This window comes from Clostridium putrefaciens (assembly GCF_900461105.1).
GTDB lineage: Bacteria > Bacillota > Clostridia > Clostridiales > Clostridiaceae > Clostridium_L > Clostridium_L putrefaciens.
Map to the genome: position 1 here is coordinate 2,043,780 of NZ_UFWZ01000001.1, position 18,274 is coordinate 2,062,053.

Genomic DNA, 18,274 nt, shown 5'->3' on the forward strand with positions numbered 1-18,274 from the left:
CTCTATCTTATTTTTTATGATAATTATAAAATTTAGTATTATGAATCACTGTTTCTCCAATGCGTCAGTTTTATTTGCTTTTTTTAATCATATCATATACTTTTGAAAGTTTCTCCTTGCATTTCTTTCATTTTTAAAGGTATAAAGGTTTACATCACTTAAAAGAATAATATTTTGTGGCTTATCTTATTATTTTAAGAAACTTATTATTCTCATAATTTAAAGCTTTTTTTACAACTAAATTATTTAAATATAACTTTATATGATATACTTAAGACTAATAATTTATACAAAGGAGAAATATGATGAATTCAATAGAAAAATGGATGTATGAATGTGACGGAAAAGAAATGGTGAAAATATTAAACGATAAAAAATATAATGCAGTTTATGTAGATAATATTAGTGAAGCAAAAGATAAAATATTATCTTTAATACCTGATGGTTCGAGTGTTGCATTAGGTGGCTCTGAAACTTTAAATGCTATGGATCTATTAAATGAAATCCGAAACGGTAATTATTACTTCTACGATAGATATCAGGATCTTCCTTTTAAAGACATCGTAGAGATAATGAGACAATCTATGCTAGCAGATTATCTTATAACTAGCACTAATGCAGTAACTAGGCAAGGTGAACTTGTAAACATGGATTGCACAGGTAATAGAGCTGCATCTATGATTTTTGGACCCAAAAAGGTTATAGTGGTTGTAGGTGCAAATAAATTAGTAGACAATATGGATGATGCTATGAAAAGAATCGAAAGAGTTGCAATAATGAACACTAAAAGATTGAATCATAAAGCTCCCTGTAAGGATACTGGTAAGTGCGAAGATTGCATGACTAAGGGAAGACTTTGTAATTATGTATCAGTAGTAAAAAATGGTGCTAAATTTGAAGATAGATTTACAGTTATAGTTATAGGGGACAAGGTAGGATATTAGATTAAATTGAATTCTCTTTTTTATACTTAATTAAAAAACCTCTGATTTATAATCAGAGGTTTTTTTGTGCATGCACTATTTCTTTTTTATTGCATTAATTATGCCTAATAAAACAACTGATCCTATAACGGACACAAGTAGACTCCAAATATTAAATCCTGTGATACCTTTACCTCCTATAAGTCCAAATAGAAAGCCTCCTAAAAAGGCACCTATAATTCCTACAATTATATTTGCCATAGCTCCCATTTCAGAGTCTTTGCCAGTAATCATACTTGCAATCCAGCCAGAAAGGGCTCCTAGTATTATCCACGCTAAAATTCCCATAGTATTTTCCTCCTTATAATAGACTATCTAACTAAGATAGTTTTTAATAATTACTTATCTTTTAATATAAAACAATTTTAAAACTAAATGGATTACCATCTCTATCTTAATCGTATGTTTATTATTTGTTTAGTTTTGAAATTTATACATGAATTATTTTTTGTTAGCAAGTATATTTTTTATTTTAATTAATTGTTTACTATGGGTTATAACGTTTTTTAATATCTATCTAGATACATCATTATTTTATATGCTATTTTCTACCTCTAATTCTTCCACCATGTTATTTATCCACTTATAAGATATAAATCTTTTTATAAGTATAATTACCTTCACTATTTCTTCACTACAAGCAACTAAAACTACCATATATACAGGTAATTTAAATATAAATGCAGCTAAAAATGCAAAAGGAACTCCTATAAGCCATAATGTTATTGATTGAACTATAACCCCATATTTAGCATCTCCACCAGCCCTTAATATTCCAACTATAACTAATGCATTATACACTTTAACAGGCATAAATAAAGCGTAAATATATAATATATACTTAGCATCTCTAATTACTACATCTGATACATTAAATATAGAAAGTATCAAAGAGGTAGATAAAAATAATAAAACAGAAAGTATCATTCCTATACCAATAGAAATTGCACAAAGTCTTCTAGCATAAAGTTTCCCTGCTTCTTCGTTCCCAGCTCCAATTTCCTTACCAACAACTACCACCGAAGCATTAGCAAGTCCAAAGGTTACAATCATAAATAAATTAAGAATCGTAGTACATATTTGTATAGCTGCTATAGCTTGAGTTCCGATTCTTCCATATATAATTGCATAGCTTACATTTCCAAGTCCCCAGCAAGCTTCATTTAGTACTACTGGAATTATAATATTATATACATTTAATGTTAGCTTCTTAGTAGCTCCTCTAAAATCTTTTAATCTCCCCGAAAGTATACTTTTTGATACATAAATGTGTATTAAAAGAACTAAACATTCAATTATTCTTGCTATTAATGTTGCTAGTGCCGCACCCTTAACACCCATAACTGGAAATCCAAATTTCCCAAATATAAATATATAGTTTAAAAATCCATTTACTATTAATCCTACAAGACTAGCTAGCATTGGAACCACTGTTTTCTCTATACTCCTAGAAGCTGTTGCAAAATTAAATGTAATTGTTGTAAATATATAACTCATACTAACTATTCTAAGATATTGACTTCCAAGTTCTATAACATCTTTATCTTTATTAAATATAGAGATTATACCCTGTGGCCATATTAAGGCTATTATTGTAAATATAAAAGTTACTATAATTCCACTAAATAATCCTATACCTAAAACTTTTCTTATATTCTCTTTATCTTTTTTACCCCATAATTGAGCTATAAATACTGAACATCCAGAACTTATACCCATAGCAATTAAACTAAACAGAAAGTAATATTGATTTGCTATCCCTACTGAAGCCAGTTCAATTTCTCCAACCTTACCAATCATAACAGTATCTAGCATATTTATAGATGATGCAATAAGATACTGAAGTACTATAGGCATTGCCAATATAAACGTACTCTTATAAAACCTCCTGTCAGAAAATAATTCTTTAAATCTTTTATTATTCATTAAAACTCTCCTTATAATGTAAATTTGTACAAAAAAATAAAATCCCCTTTGAGTTTTTTCAAAGTGGATTTCAACACCTGTATTTAAGAACTCTATTATAGGTTTCTTAAACAACTTAAAATATTATATGCACCTAAAAAATCAAGTACTATCTTGGATTTTACAAATCATGTTATCTTTGAACTCATTAAATATATTCCGTAAAATATTATATCAATTTTAACATAGATTGTCTACATATATTTCATTAAAATTAATTATATGTAGACAATCTATAATAAATATTCTTTCAACTTTTAATAAAAGGTTTCTAACTTTAATTAAATATTTGACATTTGTATACTATTTTCTTTAAGAGTCTTTTTAACATCTATTATACGTTGATTTTCTGATCCTCTATATTTTAATAACATATTCTTTTTAGATAATTCAAATCTTCCATCTATAAGTATATCTATTTCCTCTAGAAACTCTAACCACTTATTTTTTTCATCACTATGACTTACTATATATTCATAAGTATACCCTGTATATGAAATTATGTTATACCCTTCTTTTTTAGCCCTTTTTGAAAGTTCGCTGAAAGCCTTTGCCTGTTCAAAAGGTTCGCCTCCGCTTAATGTTATTCCATCTAAAAGAGGATTATTTCTTATTTCATTTAATATGTCGTCTATGTCTATAAAATTTCCTCCATTAAATGAATGAGTATGCGGATTATGACAACCCTCACAATTATGTGGGCACCCTTGCGCAAACACTACAAGTCTTATTCCTGGTCCATCTACAATAGATTCCTTTATTATCCCTGCAACCCTTAGCTTAGTATACATATAGAATCCCCCTATAAAATAAGTTGTTAACTTCTTTACAAATGCTTAACCCTATCTTTTTCTTCTGCTTTTTTTGCATCATTAAATCTGTCTAAAGTACCCACAAGATACCCTGTTATTCTGCGAATACGTTGGAATTTCACATCTTCTTCTTTTCTACCACATCCCGGGCACTGCTTCCCTATTATACCTGAATATCCGCATACTGGATCTCTATCTAAAGGGTGGTTTATAGAACCATATCCTACGCCGCATTCTTTCATAGTTCTAACTACCTTTTCAAAAGCCTGAAGGTTTTGACTTGGATCACCATCTAACTCCACATAAGTTATATGCCCTGCATTTGTAAGTTCATGATAAGGCGCCTCTTTTTTTATCTTATTAAATGCTCCTATCTCATAATAAACTGGAACGTGAAAACTATTAGTATAGTACTCTCTATCCGTAACTCCTTCAATGGATCCAAACATTTCTCTATCAAGTTTTACAAAACGTCCAGCTGTACCTTCAGCGGGGGTTCCTATAAGCGAAAAGTTAAGCTTATACTCTTCTGTTGCAAGATCCATAACATTTCTCATATGTGAAATAATTTCAAGTCCTAATTTTTGAGCATCCTTTGACTCTCCATGATGACTTCCTATTAATGCTTTAAGACATTCACCAAGTCCTATGAATCCTGCAGATAAAGTCCCATGTTTAAGTACTTCTCCAACTTCATCTTCCCATGATAACTTATCTGAATCTAGCCAAACGCCTTGTCCCATAAGGAATGGGAAGTTCTTAACCTTTTTCTTCGATTGAATTTCAAATCTTTCCTTTAATTGTTCTATAACAATATCCATTTCTTTATCAAGCTCTTCAAAAAACTTTTCTACATCTTTATTGCTTTTTAGAGCTATTCTTGGAAGATTTATAGTTGTAAAGCTAAGATTACCCCTTCCATAGACTACTTCTTTTGACTTATCATTAATATTACTCATAACTCTTGTTCTACATCCCATATATGCTATTTCTGTATCAGGATTTCCTTCTTTGTAATACTTAAGATTAAAAGGAGCATCTATAAATGAATAGTTAGGGAATAGTCTTTTTGAACTAACTCTAAAAGAAAGTTTAAATAAATCATAATTAGGATCACCTTCATTATAATTTACTCCTTCCTTAACCTTAAATATCTGAATAGGAAATATCGGTGTCTCTCCATTTCCAAGTCCTCTTTCAGTAGCTAAAAGAAGATTTTTAACTACCATTCTTCCTTCTGCTGAAGTATCAGTTCCATAGTTTATAGAACTAAACGGAACTTGTGCCCCAGCACGGCTATGCATGGTATTTAAATTATGTATAAAGGCCTCCATAGCTTGATATGTACATCTATCTGTTTCACTATTTGCTTTTCTTTTAGCGAAATCTTGAACCTTCTCTACTGTTCCATTATCATCTATATATTTACATAAATATTGTTTTTCAATTTCTATATATCTTTCATCGTTTTGTAGAGAAGGCATAAGATCATAATCTTCTTTCATCTCTTTAAATAGAGTATCAGTAAAATCTAATATATCTTGTTTTTCTGTTAACAGCTCTAAAGCATTTATAATATTTTTTCTATAAAGCCTAGCATAAGTCTTACTTACACCTAAAGCTAACCCATAATCAAAGTTTGGAATACTTTGACCTCCATGTTGATCATTTTGATTAGATTGGATAGCAATACAGGCTAAGGCAGAATAACTTTGAATATCTTTTGGTTCTCTTAAATATCCATGACCTGTACTAAATCCTTCTTTAAATAACTTAATAATATCTATCTGGCAACAAGTAGTTGTAAGTGTTAAGAAATCTAAGTCATGTATATGAATATCTCCATCCTTATGAGCTCTTGAATGCTTAGGATTTAAAACAAACATCTCATAAAATTCTTTAGCACCTTCTGAACCGTATTTAAGCATAGTTCCCATGGCTGTATTACCATCTATGTTAGCATTTTCACGTTTTATATCATTATCTTCTGCCTGTTTAAATGTTAAATCCTCATATACTTTCATAAGCCTTGTATTCATTTCTCTAACCCTTGTTCTTTCAGCTCTGTACAATATATAAGCCTTTGCTGTTTTTGCATATTCATTTTCTATAAGGACTCTTTCAACAATATCTTGTATATCTTCAACAGTTGGTATATGATCTTCATTCTCTTCTAATGAATTTGCCACGTCTTTAGCTAAATCAAAAGCTATATAATAATCATATTCATTTATAAATTTAGTAGCCTTAAGCATTGCATTTGCAATCTTCTCCATATTAAAAGCTGCTTCTCTACCATCTCTTTTTCTAATCTTTGTAATCATAAACATTACTTCCTTCCATAAAAAGCTTACTTTCTTTTTAAGCAATAACTTTTCTATCATAAAACATTTTCTAGTTTAAATCAATAGAATTAAATTAAAAAAACCTTCTGCAAATATAGGCAGAAGGATAATAGCTAAAATTTAAATTTTAACTACTTCACATCTCTATACTTCGTAGAGTAAACAGTGATTACAATATAGGCAGGTATTCTGACTTTGGATCATCAATATTTGCCCCTTCCCGATAAATCAGTGGTAATGGCAAACCTCTCTCCAATACAGCGGCGAGACCGTTTAGGCTTTTAACCTAATTCCCTTTTAAGCTACAACATTTGTAGCCACCTATATAATTCAATATTTAGTTATCAAAATTTTATCACACACTATATGTTGTGTCAACGAAGATATTTTCTGTTGATTTAAATACTAAATTAGCTTTATAGAAGCATTGTTAAAATTACAATTAAGCTTCTATAGGCTATTACAAAGGTTTCTACTTTGATTTTTACATTCCTTTAACTAATGATATACTTAATTATATATACTAAAAATTTATGATATGGGGCTGATTATTATTTACAAATTTATTTTATTTTACTTTACACTTTTAAACATATTAGGACTTTTATCTATGTACATAGATAAATCAAGATCTAAAAGGTCACAGTGGCGAATAAGAGAAAACACCTTAATCATTATAGCTATTTTTGGAGGCAGTATTGGTTCTTATTTAGGCATGAAAAATTTCAGACATAAAACTAAACATTCTAAGTTCAAATACGGTATACCTTTTATTATATTTATTCAAATAGTAATTATATTTTTAATTTATAACAAAGATATTTTGTAACTACTAATAAACTTTTGGGAATTCTATAATAACCTTAAATAAATCTCCATCTACGCTAATCTTAAAATCTCCCCCTTGAAGTTTTGTCAAATTATTTGAAATAGCACGGCCTAGTCCAGACCCCTCGGTATTTCGAGACTTATCCCCTCTTTTAAATCTTTCTAGTATCTCGTCTTCATTAAAATCTATTTCAAAAGCTGATATATTTTTTATAGTTATAACTACTTTGTTATCTATATCATCTATATTAATATAAACTCTTGTATTTTCTAAAGAATATTTTAATGCATTACTAATTTGATTTTCTAATATCCTCCAGGTCTTTTTACCATCTACCATTATATATAATTTCTCTTTAGGACTATTAATCTTAAAGTCTAAAGAGCTTTCCTTGATCTTTTCCTCAAACTCTGCTAAAGCTTGTTTTAAAAGTGATGATATATCAACCTTTTCTATATTAAGCTCCACCTCTCCGCTAGCAGCTTTTGATGCTTCAAAAAGATCTTCTATAAGAATTTTAAGCCTTTCAGACTTTCTTTATAAAACCTTTATATAATCCATTCTTTCATCTTTAGTAAGCTCCTCATTTTTAATTAAGTCTACATAGGTTATTATAGAAGTTAGGGGCGTCTTTAAATCATAAGACACATTAGTTATAAGCTCTGTCTTCATCCTTTCACTTTTTATCTCACTATCAATAGAATCTTTAAGTCCGCTCTTAATATTGTTTATATTATGAGAAAGGTCCTTTAAAATCCCCTTGCCACCTTCATCAATAACGTAATTTAAATCTCCATTAGCGATTTTATAACTACCAACTACTATCTTAGTTAGATAATTTTAAAATTTTACCACATATAATATAACTAAAATCTTACAATCACCTATTTATAATCATTAAGACTTTCTTACAATAAAAAAGAACTAGGCCTATTTTCCCTAGTTCTTCTTTATCTTCTATCTTATCTAATAAATCTTTTAGATAACTTTAATTTTAGATATTTTTAAAACAACAACTTTATATAAACTAATATCCTTTTCTTTTAGCTTCTAACCCACTCTCATTAATCCCTGGCTCCTCTACTGTAGTTGCAAGCTTATTTTTAGCCCATTGATTTTGAGTCTTATGACCATTTGCTAAATAATTTTCTTTACTCCATTCTTTTTTATCTTTCTTATTCATATCTTTCACCTCTAATCAAATTTAATTTCTTCAATACTAGTATGTATAATTAACCTTATAAATAATCTTAAATATAAAACCATATACAGATTTGTTAACCTTAAATTTACTTTAACGGGTTATCCCATCTTAAATTTATATAGATTTAATTGTTAACAAATAATATTTATTGCTGACATATCATTGTAACAAGTTACTATTATAATAACGTTATAGTAATTAATAAAACCCCTTTAGTATATAGATACTAGTTAGTCCCCCTCTCTAGTATCTATATTAAAATAATAAATTACTTTATCCCCCATTACTAAATAAAAAATAAAACATCCTCAGTATTAGTTTATAAACTTTACACTGAGGATGTTTTATTAATTTTATTCCATATTATTTATCATATCTTTAATTACGTTTAACTCTTCTTTACTAAGGGTTATTCCTTTACCCATCTTTTTATGGTCAGGATCCCATTCTCTTATATCATATTTAGCTACATTTCCATTCCAGCTTATTAGATTTAGTTCCTTTTTCCAACCTTTTGATGATTCAGAAATAGTTCCTATAGTTTCTTTTATTTCGTATTTTATATCTGCCATAATATTACCTCCCTTATAGTTTATAGAGTTAATATATCTTTTATATTACTCATAAACTATGTTTATAATCATAATATTTTAAAGGTAATTTACGATATTTTAATATTCTGTAGCGTAATTATCAAAATAACCTTGAACTAAAACCACTGGTGTACCCTTATCTCCACTACCACTTATCAAATCACATAAGCTCCCTAAAAGATCTGTAATTTGCCTTGGTGTAGTTCCAAGATTTTCATTTCCTTCTACTTTTTTGCCTTCTTTTGCCTTTATCTTTTTCTTCATTTCATCTGTCATTTCAGCAGAACTCATACCTTTAAAGTCATTATCCGCTATGTATTTTATCTTTATTTCATTTGGTGTTCCTAAAAGGCCATCTGTAAATCCTGGTGATACTACAGGATCTGCAAGTTCCCATATCTTACCTACAGGATCTTTAAATGCACCATCCCCATATACCATAACCTCAATATTTTTACCGGTACTTTCCTTTATGCTCTTTTGAACCTTAATAACAAATTCTTTACAGTCTCTTGGAAATAATTTCACTTTATCCTCAGTTGCTTTATTTGAACCAAGAAGACCGTAATCAGCATTATATCCACTACCATCTATAGATTCTGTTAAAATTTCATCAAGTCCATAGACAGTTTTTGCTCCAGCATTTTTAAGTATCCTTTTTGTTCTTTCTCTTTCATGTATGTTAGCAACTAAAATTTCTTTACTATACTTTAATGCTTCCCTTGGATCATTTGCAAGGTATATAATTATATTATCTGATATTTCTTTATACATACTGATATAATCAATCCCTGTAAATTTATGTTCTACCTTTTCTCCAAAGAGTTTTCTATAATCCTTTTCTGTTAATAAATCAATATATGGATTAATGTTAAGTTCATCCATCTTATCTATATTCATTAAAGAATTTCCAACTTCGTCAGAGGGATAATTTAAAAATAAATGAATCTTCTTTCCTGTTAATGCTAATGCCTTTAATATCACTGAAAATCTATTTCTACTTAGTATCGGAAACATAAGTGCTATGTCCCCTTCAAATTTTTCATTAACATCCTTTGCAATATCTTGAAGAGTTACATAATTTCCTTGTGATCTTGCTACTAATGACTCTGTTATTCCAATAACATCATTATCATGAAGTGAAAACCCTTCACTTTCTACTGCCTTTAAAAGAGATTCAACAACTATTTGTGGAAGATCGTCTCCTTCTTTTATAATTGGAGTCCTAATCCCTCTTGCTGTGGTACCTAAAGCTCTCATCATTACTTTTATCTCCTTTAATATATATTTTAAAACCTATATAAGTATACAATATATAGCCTAATGAATCTATGTTTTATTAAAAAAAATACAGTTTATCATACATATAGTTAGATTAAACCCCTGTACACCGTCTGGCCTTTTTAATAAACTTTACACAAACCTTTTTAAATTCTCATCTCTTTTAAACTCTATTATCCCAATTATAAAAAACAAAAATGCAAACGCTATAGTTACCCATATGTAAGATTGAACTTCCCATAATGTCATCCCATGTTGGAGGTCTTCTACTGCTTTTAAAACCCAAGTTTGTGGGAATATATTAGCAAAACTTTGTAAAAACTTTGGCATGAATTCGATAGGCCATAAACACCCTGAAAGCATACATGTTGGCAATATAAAAATGTTAGAGATTTGTGATGACTGAGCTGTACTTTTTGAAAATGCCGCCATTATTATTCCAAATCCTATTGAAACTAATCCAAAACTAACTAAAATTATAATTAAAGTTCCAATATTGATATAAAAGTTTAACTTAAAAATTCCTATTGAAATAATTAATATTACAGCTATTTGCATTAAAATTATAAGTAAACTAGCTAATACATTACTAAACACATATTGCACTTTACTTATAGGTGAACAAAATATTCTAAAGTAAGTTCTATTCTCTTTATCTTTTATGATACAATTAGCAGTTACACTTGATCCTAGCATCATAAATAGCATTAGATATCCTATACTACTTTTAGTGACTCCTTTATTTATACTTTCATCATTTAGTTTTATACTATTAAGTTTTAACTTTTGATCCTTATATCCGCTATAAATTTTATCAAACATTTCTTTATCACCTTCAGAGACTTTAGATATATCTGTTAGATTTGAGATATAATAATTAAGATCATTTTCAATCCATGCTGTTATTTCTTTTCCTTGCATGGTAACTATTTTTATACTGTCAAATTTATTGTTATAAATACTATCACTAAAGTCACCAGGTATAACTAAAGCGCAATCTACTACATTATTAGAAACTAAATTGTTTATATCCTCTTGTTTTAGATCAATTATTTCAAACTTTTTATTTGTACTTATAGTATTTATCATGTCTTTTGAAATATGTCCAATATCTAAATTACATATACCAACTTTAATCGTTGTCCCTTTTGTTGTATTAAAAACTAAAGCAACAAAAACTCCTATTATAGGAAGTAATAAAAAGGTTATTATATTAGATTTTTTCCTAAAGGATTGTTTCAATATTCTTCTTGAAATCTTAAATATACTTACCACTTATCTTCCCTCCTCTTTTACTAAAAAGTATAGGAATAACAATAAATACTAATGCGGTAATCAAATTTATTGATATAGCCTTTCCTACTGTACTAAAGTTATTTTCATATATAATCTGAAATATTGACTTATTAGTCCATCTTATTGGTGATATTTTAGATAAAGAATTTAAAAGATTATTATTAAATGCATTAAGAGGAATGTATCCTCCCCCTAAAAATACCATAAGAGGTATTAAGATATTAGTAATTATACTTGCAGTACTTGGGTTTCTAAATATATATGAAGATCCTACCCCAATACAAACAGACATAATTACCATTGTAAATGAAACTAATAATACTACCCAAATATTATCACCCCAATTACTTCCTATGATATATTTGCTGCATAAAAATACCATGATTACCTGAAAGGACGTAGCTATAGTTCCCCCTACAACCTTACCTATCATAAATTGTAATCTACTTGCTGAGCTTACATAAATTCTATTTTTAGTTTTAGTAACATTTTCTCTAAGCATGGACATAATGCCAGTTGAACATCCATATAAAATGGTCATAGTAAACATGGATATGGCATAATAATCTATAGACCTTGGCATTTTATTATTTGCAACAGACTGAATCTTTACAAAGTTCAACTCTCCGCTATCCTCTGTTATTTTTTCTATAGCTAAAGGATTATCAATATAAACTTCTTCAAGCAAATTATATTTTTCAACAAAAGTATTGACCAAGGATTCTACTAAAGTAGCATTAAAATCTCTAATATTATTACTGTTAAGTTCTATTGTATCTTCAGTATCTACTTTTATATAACAATCGACCTTACCATTTTTAATAGACTCTTTAGCTTCATCTTCATTATCTATTTTAATAAAGATAACATCCATATTCTTTTCTATTTCCTTACCAAACTTCTCAAATTCTTCTCCTACTTTTAATTCATCTTTTATTAAATACAACACTTTCACTTTAGATATTGAATCAGATGCAGAAAAACTTTGCGATAAAGCACTACCAAGTATTAATATCATAATAATAGGAAATATAGTCATCATAAACATACTTTTTTTATCTCTTATTATATGCTTTATTTCTTTAATTATTATATTTAAAAGTATCATACTACACCTCTAATCCCTTAAATTTCTCCCAGTAAGATTAAGGAATACAGTTTCTAAATCCATTCCTTTATTCTCTAAATTGTTTATATGTATATGATTTTGGTTAAAATAAACTATTATTTGATCTAAGTTATTTATTCTTGTATTTGTATTAATGATTACAGTGTTTTTGTCTATAGCAACCTTCAACACTCCATTTATCTTTTCTATTTCATCCACATTAACTTCATTTACTGAGTTTACTGTAATTAAAATGGAACTTGTTTCTAAATTATTTTGTTTTAATTCTTCCTTCGTACCTTCAATAATCAATTTTCCATTGTCAATGATTCCTATCCTTGTGCAAATAGATTCAACTTCCTCCATATAATGACTTGTATAAATAATAGTACAACCCATTTTATTTAATTTCTTAATGGAGTCTAGTATATGATTTCTTGATTGAGGGTCTATTCCTACAGTAGGCTCGTCCATTATCATCAATTTAGGCCTATGAACTAATGCACAGGCTATATTAAGCCGTCTCTTCATTCCGCCAGAAAACTTAGACGGTAATTCTTTCGCTCTGTCTTTTAATCCTACAAATTCTAATGCTTCTTCTGATCTTTGTTTAAGTTCTTTTCCTCTAATGTTATAAAGGCTTCCAAAAAAGGCCACATTCTCATACGCTGTTAAATCATCATATATTGCTATATCTTGTGGAACTACTCCTATGTTATACCTTATGTTCTTTGAATTTTTATTTATATCTTCACCTAAAATAGTTATAGTTCCAGAGTTTGGAGTTAAAAGCCCGCATATCATATTTATAGCTGTACTTTTACCAGCACCATTGGGTCCAAGGAGTCCATAAATTTCACCTTCTTTTATATTAAAACTTATATTATCAACAGCAATTACATTATCAAACTTTCTAACCAGGTTTTTAATTTCTAATATATTCACGCCTAAGTCCCCTTTCATATAAATAAAAAACAGCTCTAATGTTTGAATACCCAAAAACTAGTGCTTAAAAAATAGATAATAATAGGTATAACAAGGCTTCCCGTATAACCTAGAACTAATCCATTCGTGAAAAACAATACAAGGTTCCAAATTCCAAAAATTACTGCCTGCTCTTTAGTTTTTACTACTAATAATTTACCTAAAGTAAATAGTACAGTTACAATTATTAATGCACTTATAAATGGCATATAAAGATTTATAGTTAAAGTTTTCATAAGTATTCCGTAAAAGAATATACTTTCTAATACCACAATATAACAAGGTCTTATTATAGCTGTATACATTGGATATTTCTCATCAAAAGGTATCCAATGTACATTACTTATAGTTTTTCTGATATTACTTTTTAATAATATCTCTATAACTAAAACTCCTATTAGCATCGTAATCTCAATTAAAACAATAAACACCATTAACATTAAAAATATTCCATACCATAGTTTGTTTAATGAAAATAAACTATCTATATTAATGTTAAAATAACTTGCAAGTAGTTTAATATCAACTATTCCAAATAACACAAAATATGTTGCATTCATGATTTCTAAATATGTGTCCTTTTCTATATTAAGCCATCCACAAACATAAACAGAGCTTTTTTTAAATAACTTCATTTTTCTAATGGGTATCTTGTAAATTATTGCCCACAAAAGAGTAAGTATAAGTGATAATAATATTATTATGTATGATCTATAATATTGCATTTTACTTTATCCTCTATCTTTCATAAGTATCACACCATTTTGTACACAGTGCGCAATAACAGGTATTATTACACAGTTACCACTAAAATAAAATAAACATCCATATATAATACCAGAAACAAACTTTTGTATTAATACCTTTTTACCTAAAAAAATATGATTCATAGCATATACAAACCCTGTAATTATAATAACTATCATTGCATTTATTTTAAATTCCTTAATCAATATACTAAACCATATTTGCCTAAAAATCATTTCTTCTAAAAGTGCAACAATTACACTAAGTCCAATTACTTTAATAGTAGATCTTTTCCATGTTGTTATGAGTGTTATACCACTTACACTCTTCCCACTTAAACATATTATTATGTAAGATATTAATACCTCTATAATTAATATAACTAATACAGAAACAAGCCCCAATAAGTACCAATAGCTTTGTTTAGGCAATTCAACTATAAGAAGGTCTATCTTAAATATAGCTGATAAAAATATAACTATACTTAATACCACTGCTAACATTTTTAAGAACTTATCCATACTATAATCTATAACACCTTTATTTATTATGTACATAATAGTTTGCGCACACATTACAGGACTTAGCGTTACAAGTAATATAAGTATATTAAGGCATAGGATGTGGGTACTCATTTTTTACTCCCCCGTATTCTAATATCCTAGGATGATTTGCAAAAGGAAATTCTGGTATACACATCTCTAGTATTTCAGGAATTAAAACTCTTGATACATACCACCCTTTTTCTCTAGCCTCTGGTGGTGTTACATCCATATAAACAGCATATTCACTTAACTTTGATAAATACTTTATCAAATGGTTAAGCTGACTATCTTCACTTAAATCTTCTATAGTATTGATTTTTGAAAGTAATATTTCTCCTTCTATTAAACTATCTATAAGTTCATCTTTTTCTTCCATCTTATCACTAGCACTATAATATAAAACATTCATATCTAAATCTAAAAATTTAGGATCATCACCTAATACATACTTAAGTTTTTCTCTACTATAAATAGCACTGTAATATCCTCCATAGGATATTGCTGCTGCTTCCATTATTGCTCTTACCATACCATTTTTAGTATCGAAGTCTCCTTGTACACCATAAACTAAGTATGGCATTTTTTTATCCTTACGTTTTAAAAACACTCCAAATATAGGTAGCGGAAGTTCAGGTAAAGTATTATACATTGGAATAATTTCATAAGGCGAATTTTCATCAAGTTTTACACTTTCTAGTACCCTTTTAACATTTTCATCATCTATCTTTACTAAAGGACATTTTCGTTTTGTATACCAATTAATTATAAATGCATCTATTTGAATATACTCTACTAATGCATTAATCAGCGACTTTTTTAATGACTTATGCGCTGCTGTTCCTGTACTAAATGATGGTATAAATGATTTCTCTGACTTTTTAATATTACTTTGATATCCTACAAACATCATTTTAGCTGGAACCCATATATTTTCCTTTGGATTAAACAGTGATGCGCATTTTATCCAACCTATTACATCGTCCTCTGTAATCTTTTCTGAGTGTATATCCATTCCATATTCAAACGACTGTTTTATTTGATCTTTTGTGAACACATCCATATATTTAATTGGCATAGTCTTACCAAGTTTACTTACTTCTTTATAGCTTGCATAAAATATATCTTCTTCTACTAATTTTGGTGCTACCATAGTTGAATATCTTTCTATGCTCTCACCAGTATATTTAATTAAAGCTTCCTCATAATATGTACCATAACCAATAATATGATACTGAACGTCCATATTAGGGTTATCGATAAGTTGTTTATGGTAATTAGGCATATTACCAGTAATACTCTTTAAACATACTCCATCATTGAAATTAACCAAAGGCATTACTGTTGATTTCATAATTCCTGTTTGATTACCTGCTAATCCATGAAAGTTTTCGAATATATTGTTAAAACTAGGATAAAACTTAATCATATCTTTTGCTTCCATCTATCTTTCAACCTCTTATTTCATAATTTTACTTACTATATCATCAACTATCCTTCTTGAGGATATATTCATCTCTGCAAAGTCGGCTTTAGCTACCTTACCACAAGCAGGACAAAATGGTACCCTTAGAATGTCGTCTACTTGAATCTCTAAGCTTGGTACATATACACTTAATACTCTTCCTTCAAACTTTGAAGCACCTAAATTGTTTATGAGGTAACCTTCTGAGATAACTATATTAGTTAGCATATTTAAAACAGGAATAATTCCTTTATTCTCCTCTTTAACTTCAGCAATTTTGGTATTTACAAATTTATCATAAGATACATGATCTTCCATTCTAGACAAAGCCCTTTGCTCAAAGCATTCTATGCATCCTGTTTTAGATGGATTAATAGTAAAAGCTGTTATAAATGGACCATCTATAAAGGAAACCACAACACTCTTTTCTAATGCTAAAGCAATTCTATTAATGTTTCGTAATAAAGATATTTTTGCACGATGCATGCATACTAATATTGTAGAATATGATTCTAGATCCCTTTTCAACTTATCTATAATCGAAATAGTTTTAAAAGCATCAATTTTTGTAGTTAAATCACTGGTAGCTATCTCCTTATATAATTCATCAGAAATAAGGTCAAGTTTAAGTTCCATGGCCTCACTTAAATGTACTGCTGTCTTTTTACAATACTCGCTATCTGATATAAAGATAACCTTTCTATTTGGTTCTATAAAAGCTTTATTATTGTCAGGTCTAACATAATACTTATAATCTCCAAGTAGTGATTGAACGACTTGAGTAGATGTTCTTCTTTCTTCCTCAGTGCATACCATTCCAGCAGAAGTTAATCCATCTAAAAGTGACTTTATGTTATTTTTATCATCCTTTGATATATCATAATCCTCTATATCATCCTTAATAATACTGTTAGCTAATTGCATTTTCATAAATATATCCCTGATACAAATTTTAAATCCTTCTGTTTGCCCATTCAAATCTAAAACTGCTTCATTATAATTCCATATACCTATTCGTAACCTTATTTCATCAGAACCATTATCAAATATTCTTAAATTCTCGTTTATAGTAAATCTCTTGTTCATGTATTTAATCAGCCTCTTTTCCTATAACTGTTGTATGTATAACATGTTTCGTTACTCCATCTACTTTTAATACCTTTTCTATATGTTGTTTTTCAAATCCACCTATATCACAGGAACCATAACCTAATGCTGTAGAAGTGAGCTGAATATTTTGAGCTGTTTCACCAGCTTCAATAAATCCATACGCCATACCAGCATCTCCATATTTTCTTGTATTAACATACATATTATAAACATAAAAGAAAATAAGATTTAAAGAGTTTGCCTTAATTCCACCAAACTCAGCGTAATTATATGCTTCATCTTTTTCAATTCCTATCTTTATTGGCTTAAGTGAATGTGAGTATGGATAATATAAATAAATTCCATCTTCGATTCCCTTTACCTCATGAACTAAAACATATAATTCAATTGGATATAATCCACCACCTGAAGGTGCATTTTTTAATTTTATACTATCAGGCCCAGCTGGTATGCCCGTTATATGTTCTTCCCCTGAAACCCCTTGTGCATAATATAGTATAGAAGATAATTCTGCCTCTGACATGATATTTTCCGAGTAACTTCTAATACTTCTTCTTTGTTTAATAGTCATTCCTAAAGGAGCTTTTATATTTTTAGGTTGTGATAAAAATACCACATTGCTAATTTCTTCTCCTTTTTCCTTATTGGCACCAGTTATAGCTGCTGGAGCTTGAAAGAAACTAGATAAGCCTGCTCTAAATCCTATGTAATTATTGCTTGTTCTAAAATTTAATAAGTATTCCTCACTAGTAAATCTATTGTTTCTAGAAAACAAGCTTCCTTTTATAACCATATCAGGCGTTCTTAATACTGTAGAATCAGCATAAGGTGTTATAGCGCAATATTGAGTATTAAATGATAATAAGTCACTCTCATACGGATATTGATTCTCATATGAATTTACTTCTTTATCTTTTTGCTCTTTCTTGCTTCTACCCTTCATTTAAACTACCCCTCTTTTAAAAAGATCCATAACCTAAAATTTAAATTATGGATCTTTTACTTTTTTT

19 protein-coding genes and 1 riboswitch are annotated in these 18,274 nt (G+C 28.8%); of the genes, 2 read left to right on the forward strand and 17 right to left on the reverse strand.

The window, feature by feature from the left end:
- Positions 1-305: 305 nt before the first annotated feature.
- Positions 306-944, forward strand: a complete 639-nt coding sequence (locus DY168_RS09065) for a lactate utilization protein (RefSeq protein WP_115641489.1) — start codon at positions 306-308, stop codon at positions 942-944.
- Positions 945-1,019: 75 nt separating this feature from the next.
- Here the strand turns inward: DY168_RS09065 and DY168_RS09070 are convergent, their stop codons facing one another.
- From DY168_RS09070 to DY168_RS09085, 4 genes are all read right to left on the reverse strand, one after another.
- The gene (locus DY168_RS09070; protein WP_115641490.1) at positions 1,020-1,271 is read right to left on the reverse strand and encodes a GlsB/YeaQ/YmgE family stress response membrane protein; all 252 of its coding nucleotides are present in this window, start codon (positions 1,269-1,271) and stop codon (positions 1,020-1,022) included.
- A gap of 246 nt (positions 1,272-1,517) precedes the next feature.
- A complete protein-coding gene (locus tag DY168_RS09075; protein ID WP_115641491.1) occupies positions 1,518-2,909 on the reverse strand; it encodes an MATE family efflux transporter in 1,392 nt (463 codons plus the stop codon).
- Positions 2,910-3,229: 320 nt separating this feature from the next.
- The gene (gene nrdG / locus DY168_RS09080; RefSeq protein WP_115641492.1) at positions 3,230-3,739 is read right to left on the reverse strand and encodes an anaerobic ribonucleoside-triphosphate reductase activating protein; all 510 of its coding nucleotides are present in this window, start codon (positions 3,737-3,739) and stop codon (positions 3,230-3,232) included.
- 35 nt (positions 3,740-3,774) lie between these two features.
- A complete protein-coding gene (locus tag DY168_RS09085; protein ID WP_115642458.1) occupies positions 3,775-6,084 on the reverse strand; it encodes an anaerobic ribonucleoside triphosphate reductase in 2,310 nt (769 codons plus the stop codon).
- 183 nt (positions 6,085-6,267) lie between these two features.
- Positions 6,268-6,445: riboswitch (cobalamin riboswitch) on the reverse strand.
- Between the two features lie 198 nt (positions 6,446-6,643).
- Between DY168_RS09085 and DY168_RS09090 the strand changes: the two genes are divergently transcribed.
- Positions 6,644-6,934 carry a DUF1294 domain-containing protein gene (locus tag DY168_RS09090; protein ID WP_115641493.1) on the forward strand — a complete coding sequence of 97 codons (291 nt, stop codon included), beginning with the start codon at positions 6,644-6,646 and terminating at the stop codon, positions 6,932-6,934.
- Positions 6,935-6,937: 3 nt separating this feature from the next.
- Here DY168_RS09090 and DY168_RS15045 read toward each other — a convergent pair whose 3' ends face one another.
- The 13 genes from DY168_RS15045 to DY168_RS09150 all read right to left on the reverse strand — a co-directional run bounded on the left by DY168_RS15045 (position 6,938) and on the right by DY168_RS09150 (position 18,207).
- Positions 6,938-7,402: an ATP-binding protein gene (locus tag DY168_RS15045; RefSeq protein ID WP_242984091.1), complete on the reverse strand. Its 465-nt coding sequence runs from the start codon at positions 7,400-7,402 to the stop codon at positions 6,938-6,940.
- A 69-nt stretch (positions 7,403-7,471) separates the two neighbouring features.
- Entirely contained in the window at positions 7,472-7,606 is a 135-nt protein-coding gene (locus DY168_RS15050) for a histidine kinase dimerization/phospho-acceptor domain-containing protein (protein WP_242984092.1), read from the reverse strand.
- A gap of 355 nt (positions 7,607-7,961) precedes the next feature.
- Positions 7,962-8,117, reverse strand: a complete 156-nt coding sequence (locus DY168_RS09100; RefSeq protein WP_115641494.1) for a hypothetical protein — start codon at positions 8,115-8,117, stop codon at positions 7,962-7,964.
- A 374-nt stretch (positions 8,118-8,491) separates the two neighbouring features.
- A complete protein-coding gene (locus DY168_RS09105) occupies positions 8,492-8,710 on the reverse strand; it encodes a YdbC family protein (RefSeq protein ID WP_115641495.1) in 219 nt (72 codons plus the stop codon).
- 99 nt (positions 8,711-8,809) lie between these two features.
- Positions 8,810-9,994 carry a coenzyme F420-0:L-glutamate ligase gene (locus DY168_RS09110; RefSeq protein ID WP_115641496.1) on the reverse strand — a complete coding sequence of 395 codons (1,185 nt, stop codon included), beginning with the start codon at positions 9,992-9,994 and terminating at the stop codon, positions 8,810-8,812.
- Positions 9,995-10,144: 150 nt separating this feature from the next.
- Positions 10,145-11,287: an ABC transporter permease gene (locus DY168_RS09115; protein WP_115641497.1), complete on the reverse strand. Its 1,143-nt coding sequence runs from the start codon at positions 11,285-11,287 to the stop codon at positions 10,145-10,147.
- The gene (locus DY168_RS09120) at positions 11,271-12,416 is read right to left on the reverse strand and encodes a SagG family ABC transporter permease subunit (protein WP_115641498.1); all 1,146 of its coding nucleotides are present in this window, start codon (positions 12,414-12,416) and stop codon (positions 11,271-11,273) included. The genes DY168_RS09115 and DY168_RS09120 overlap by 17 nt, the downstream gene beginning before the upstream one ends.
- 9 nt (positions 12,417-12,425) lie before the next feature.
- Entirely contained in the window at positions 12,426-13,361 is a 936-nt protein-coding gene (locus tag DY168_RS09125) for an ABC transporter ATP-binding protein (RefSeq protein WP_115641499.1), read from the reverse strand.
- 35 nt (positions 13,362-13,396) lie between these two features.
- Positions 13,397-14,125, reverse strand: a complete 729-nt coding sequence (locus DY168_RS09130; RefSeq protein ID WP_115641500.1) for a SagF family protein — start codon at positions 14,123-14,125, stop codon at positions 13,397-13,399.
- A 6-nt stretch (positions 14,126-14,131) separates the two neighbouring features.
- Positions 14,132-14,782 carry a CPBP family intramembrane glutamic endopeptidase gene (locus tag DY168_RS09135; RefSeq protein ID WP_115641501.1) on the reverse strand — a complete coding sequence of 217 codons (651 nt, stop codon included), beginning with the start codon at positions 14,780-14,782 and terminating at the stop codon, positions 14,132-14,134.
- On the reverse strand, positions 14,757-16,133 hold the full coding sequence (locus DY168_RS09140; RefSeq protein WP_242984093.1) for a YcaO-like family protein: 1,377 nt from the start codon (positions 16,131-16,133) through the stop codon (positions 14,757-14,759). Before DY168_RS09140 ends, DY168_RS09135 begins: the two co-directional genes overlap by 26 nt.
- Positions 16,134-16,148: 15 nt before the next feature.
- A complete protein-coding gene (locus tag DY168_RS09145; RefSeq protein WP_115641502.1) occupies positions 16,149-17,240 on the reverse strand; it encodes a streptolysin associated protein SagC in 1,092 nt (363 codons plus the stop codon).
- A 4-nt stretch (positions 17,241-17,244) separates the two neighbouring features.
- Positions 17,245-18,207 (reverse strand): SagB/ThcOx family dehydrogenase, encoded by a 963-nt coding sequence (locus DY168_RS09150; protein ID WP_115641503.1) that lies wholly within the window; start codon positions 18,205-18,207, stop codon positions 17,245-17,247.
- Positions 18,208-18,274: the final 67 nt, after the last annotated feature.

Bases quoted from the DNA above. Each gene is read 5' to 3' on its own strand.
- DY168_RS09065 (WP_115641489.1), top strand. From the start codon at position 306: ATGAATTCAATAGAAAAATGGATGTATGAATGTGACGGAAAAGAAATG.
- DY168_RS09070 (WP_115641490.1), bottom strand. From the start codon at position 1,271: ATGGGAATTTTAGCGTGGATAATACTAGGAGCCCTTTCTGGCTGGATT.
- DY168_RS09075 (WP_115641491.1), bottom strand. From the start codon at position 2,909: ATGAATAATAAAAGATTTAAAGAATTATTTTCTGACAGGAGGTTTTAT.
- nrdG (WP_115641492.1), bottom strand. From the start codon at position 3,739: ATGTATACTAAGCTAAGGGTTGCAGGGATAATAAAGGAATCTATTGTA.
- DY168_RS09085 (WP_115642458.1), bottom strand. From the start codon at position 6,084: ATGATTACAAAGATTAGAAAAAGAGATGGTAGAGAAGCAGCTTTTAAT.
- DY168_RS09090 (WP_115641493.1), top strand. From the start codon at position 6,644: ATGGGGCTGATTATTATTTACAAATTTATTTTATTTTACTTTACACTT.
- DY168_RS15050 (WP_242984092.1), bottom strand. From the start codon at position 7,606: ATGAAGACAGAGCTTATAACTAATGTGTCTTATGATTTAAAGACGCCC.
- DY168_RS09100 (WP_115641494.1), bottom strand. From the start codon at position 8,117: ATGAATAAGAAAGATAAAAAAGAATGGAGTAAAGAAAATTATTTAGCA.
- DY168_RS09105 (WP_115641495.1), bottom strand. From the start codon at position 8,710: ATGGCAGATATAAAATACGAAATAAAAGAAACTATAGGAACTATTTCT.
- DY168_RS09110 (WP_115641496.1), bottom strand. From the start codon at position 9,994: ATGATGAGAGCTTTAGGTACCACAGCAAGAGGGATTAGGACTCCAATT.
- DY168_RS09120 (WP_115641498.1), bottom strand. From the start codon at position 12,416: ATGATACTTTTAAATATAATAATTAAAGAAATAAAGCATATAATAAGA.
- DY168_RS09130 (WP_115641500.1), bottom strand. From the start codon at position 14,125: ATGCAATATTATAGATCATACATAATAATATTATTATCACTTATACTT.
- DY168_RS09135 (WP_115641501.1), bottom strand. From the start codon at position 14,782: ATGAGTACCCACATCCTATGCCTTAATATACTTATATTACTTGTAACG.
- DY168_RS09140 (WP_242984093.1), bottom strand. From the start codon at position 16,133: ATGGAAGCAAAAGATATGATTAAGTTTTATCCTAGTTTTAACAATATA.
- DY168_RS09145 (WP_115641502.1), bottom strand. From the start codon at position 17,240: ATGAACAAGAGATTTACTATAAACGAGAATTTAAGAATATTTGATAAT.
- DY168_RS09150 (WP_115641503.1), bottom strand. From the start codon at position 18,207: ATGAAGGGTAGAAGCAAGAAAGAGCAAAAAGATAAAGAAGTAAATTCA.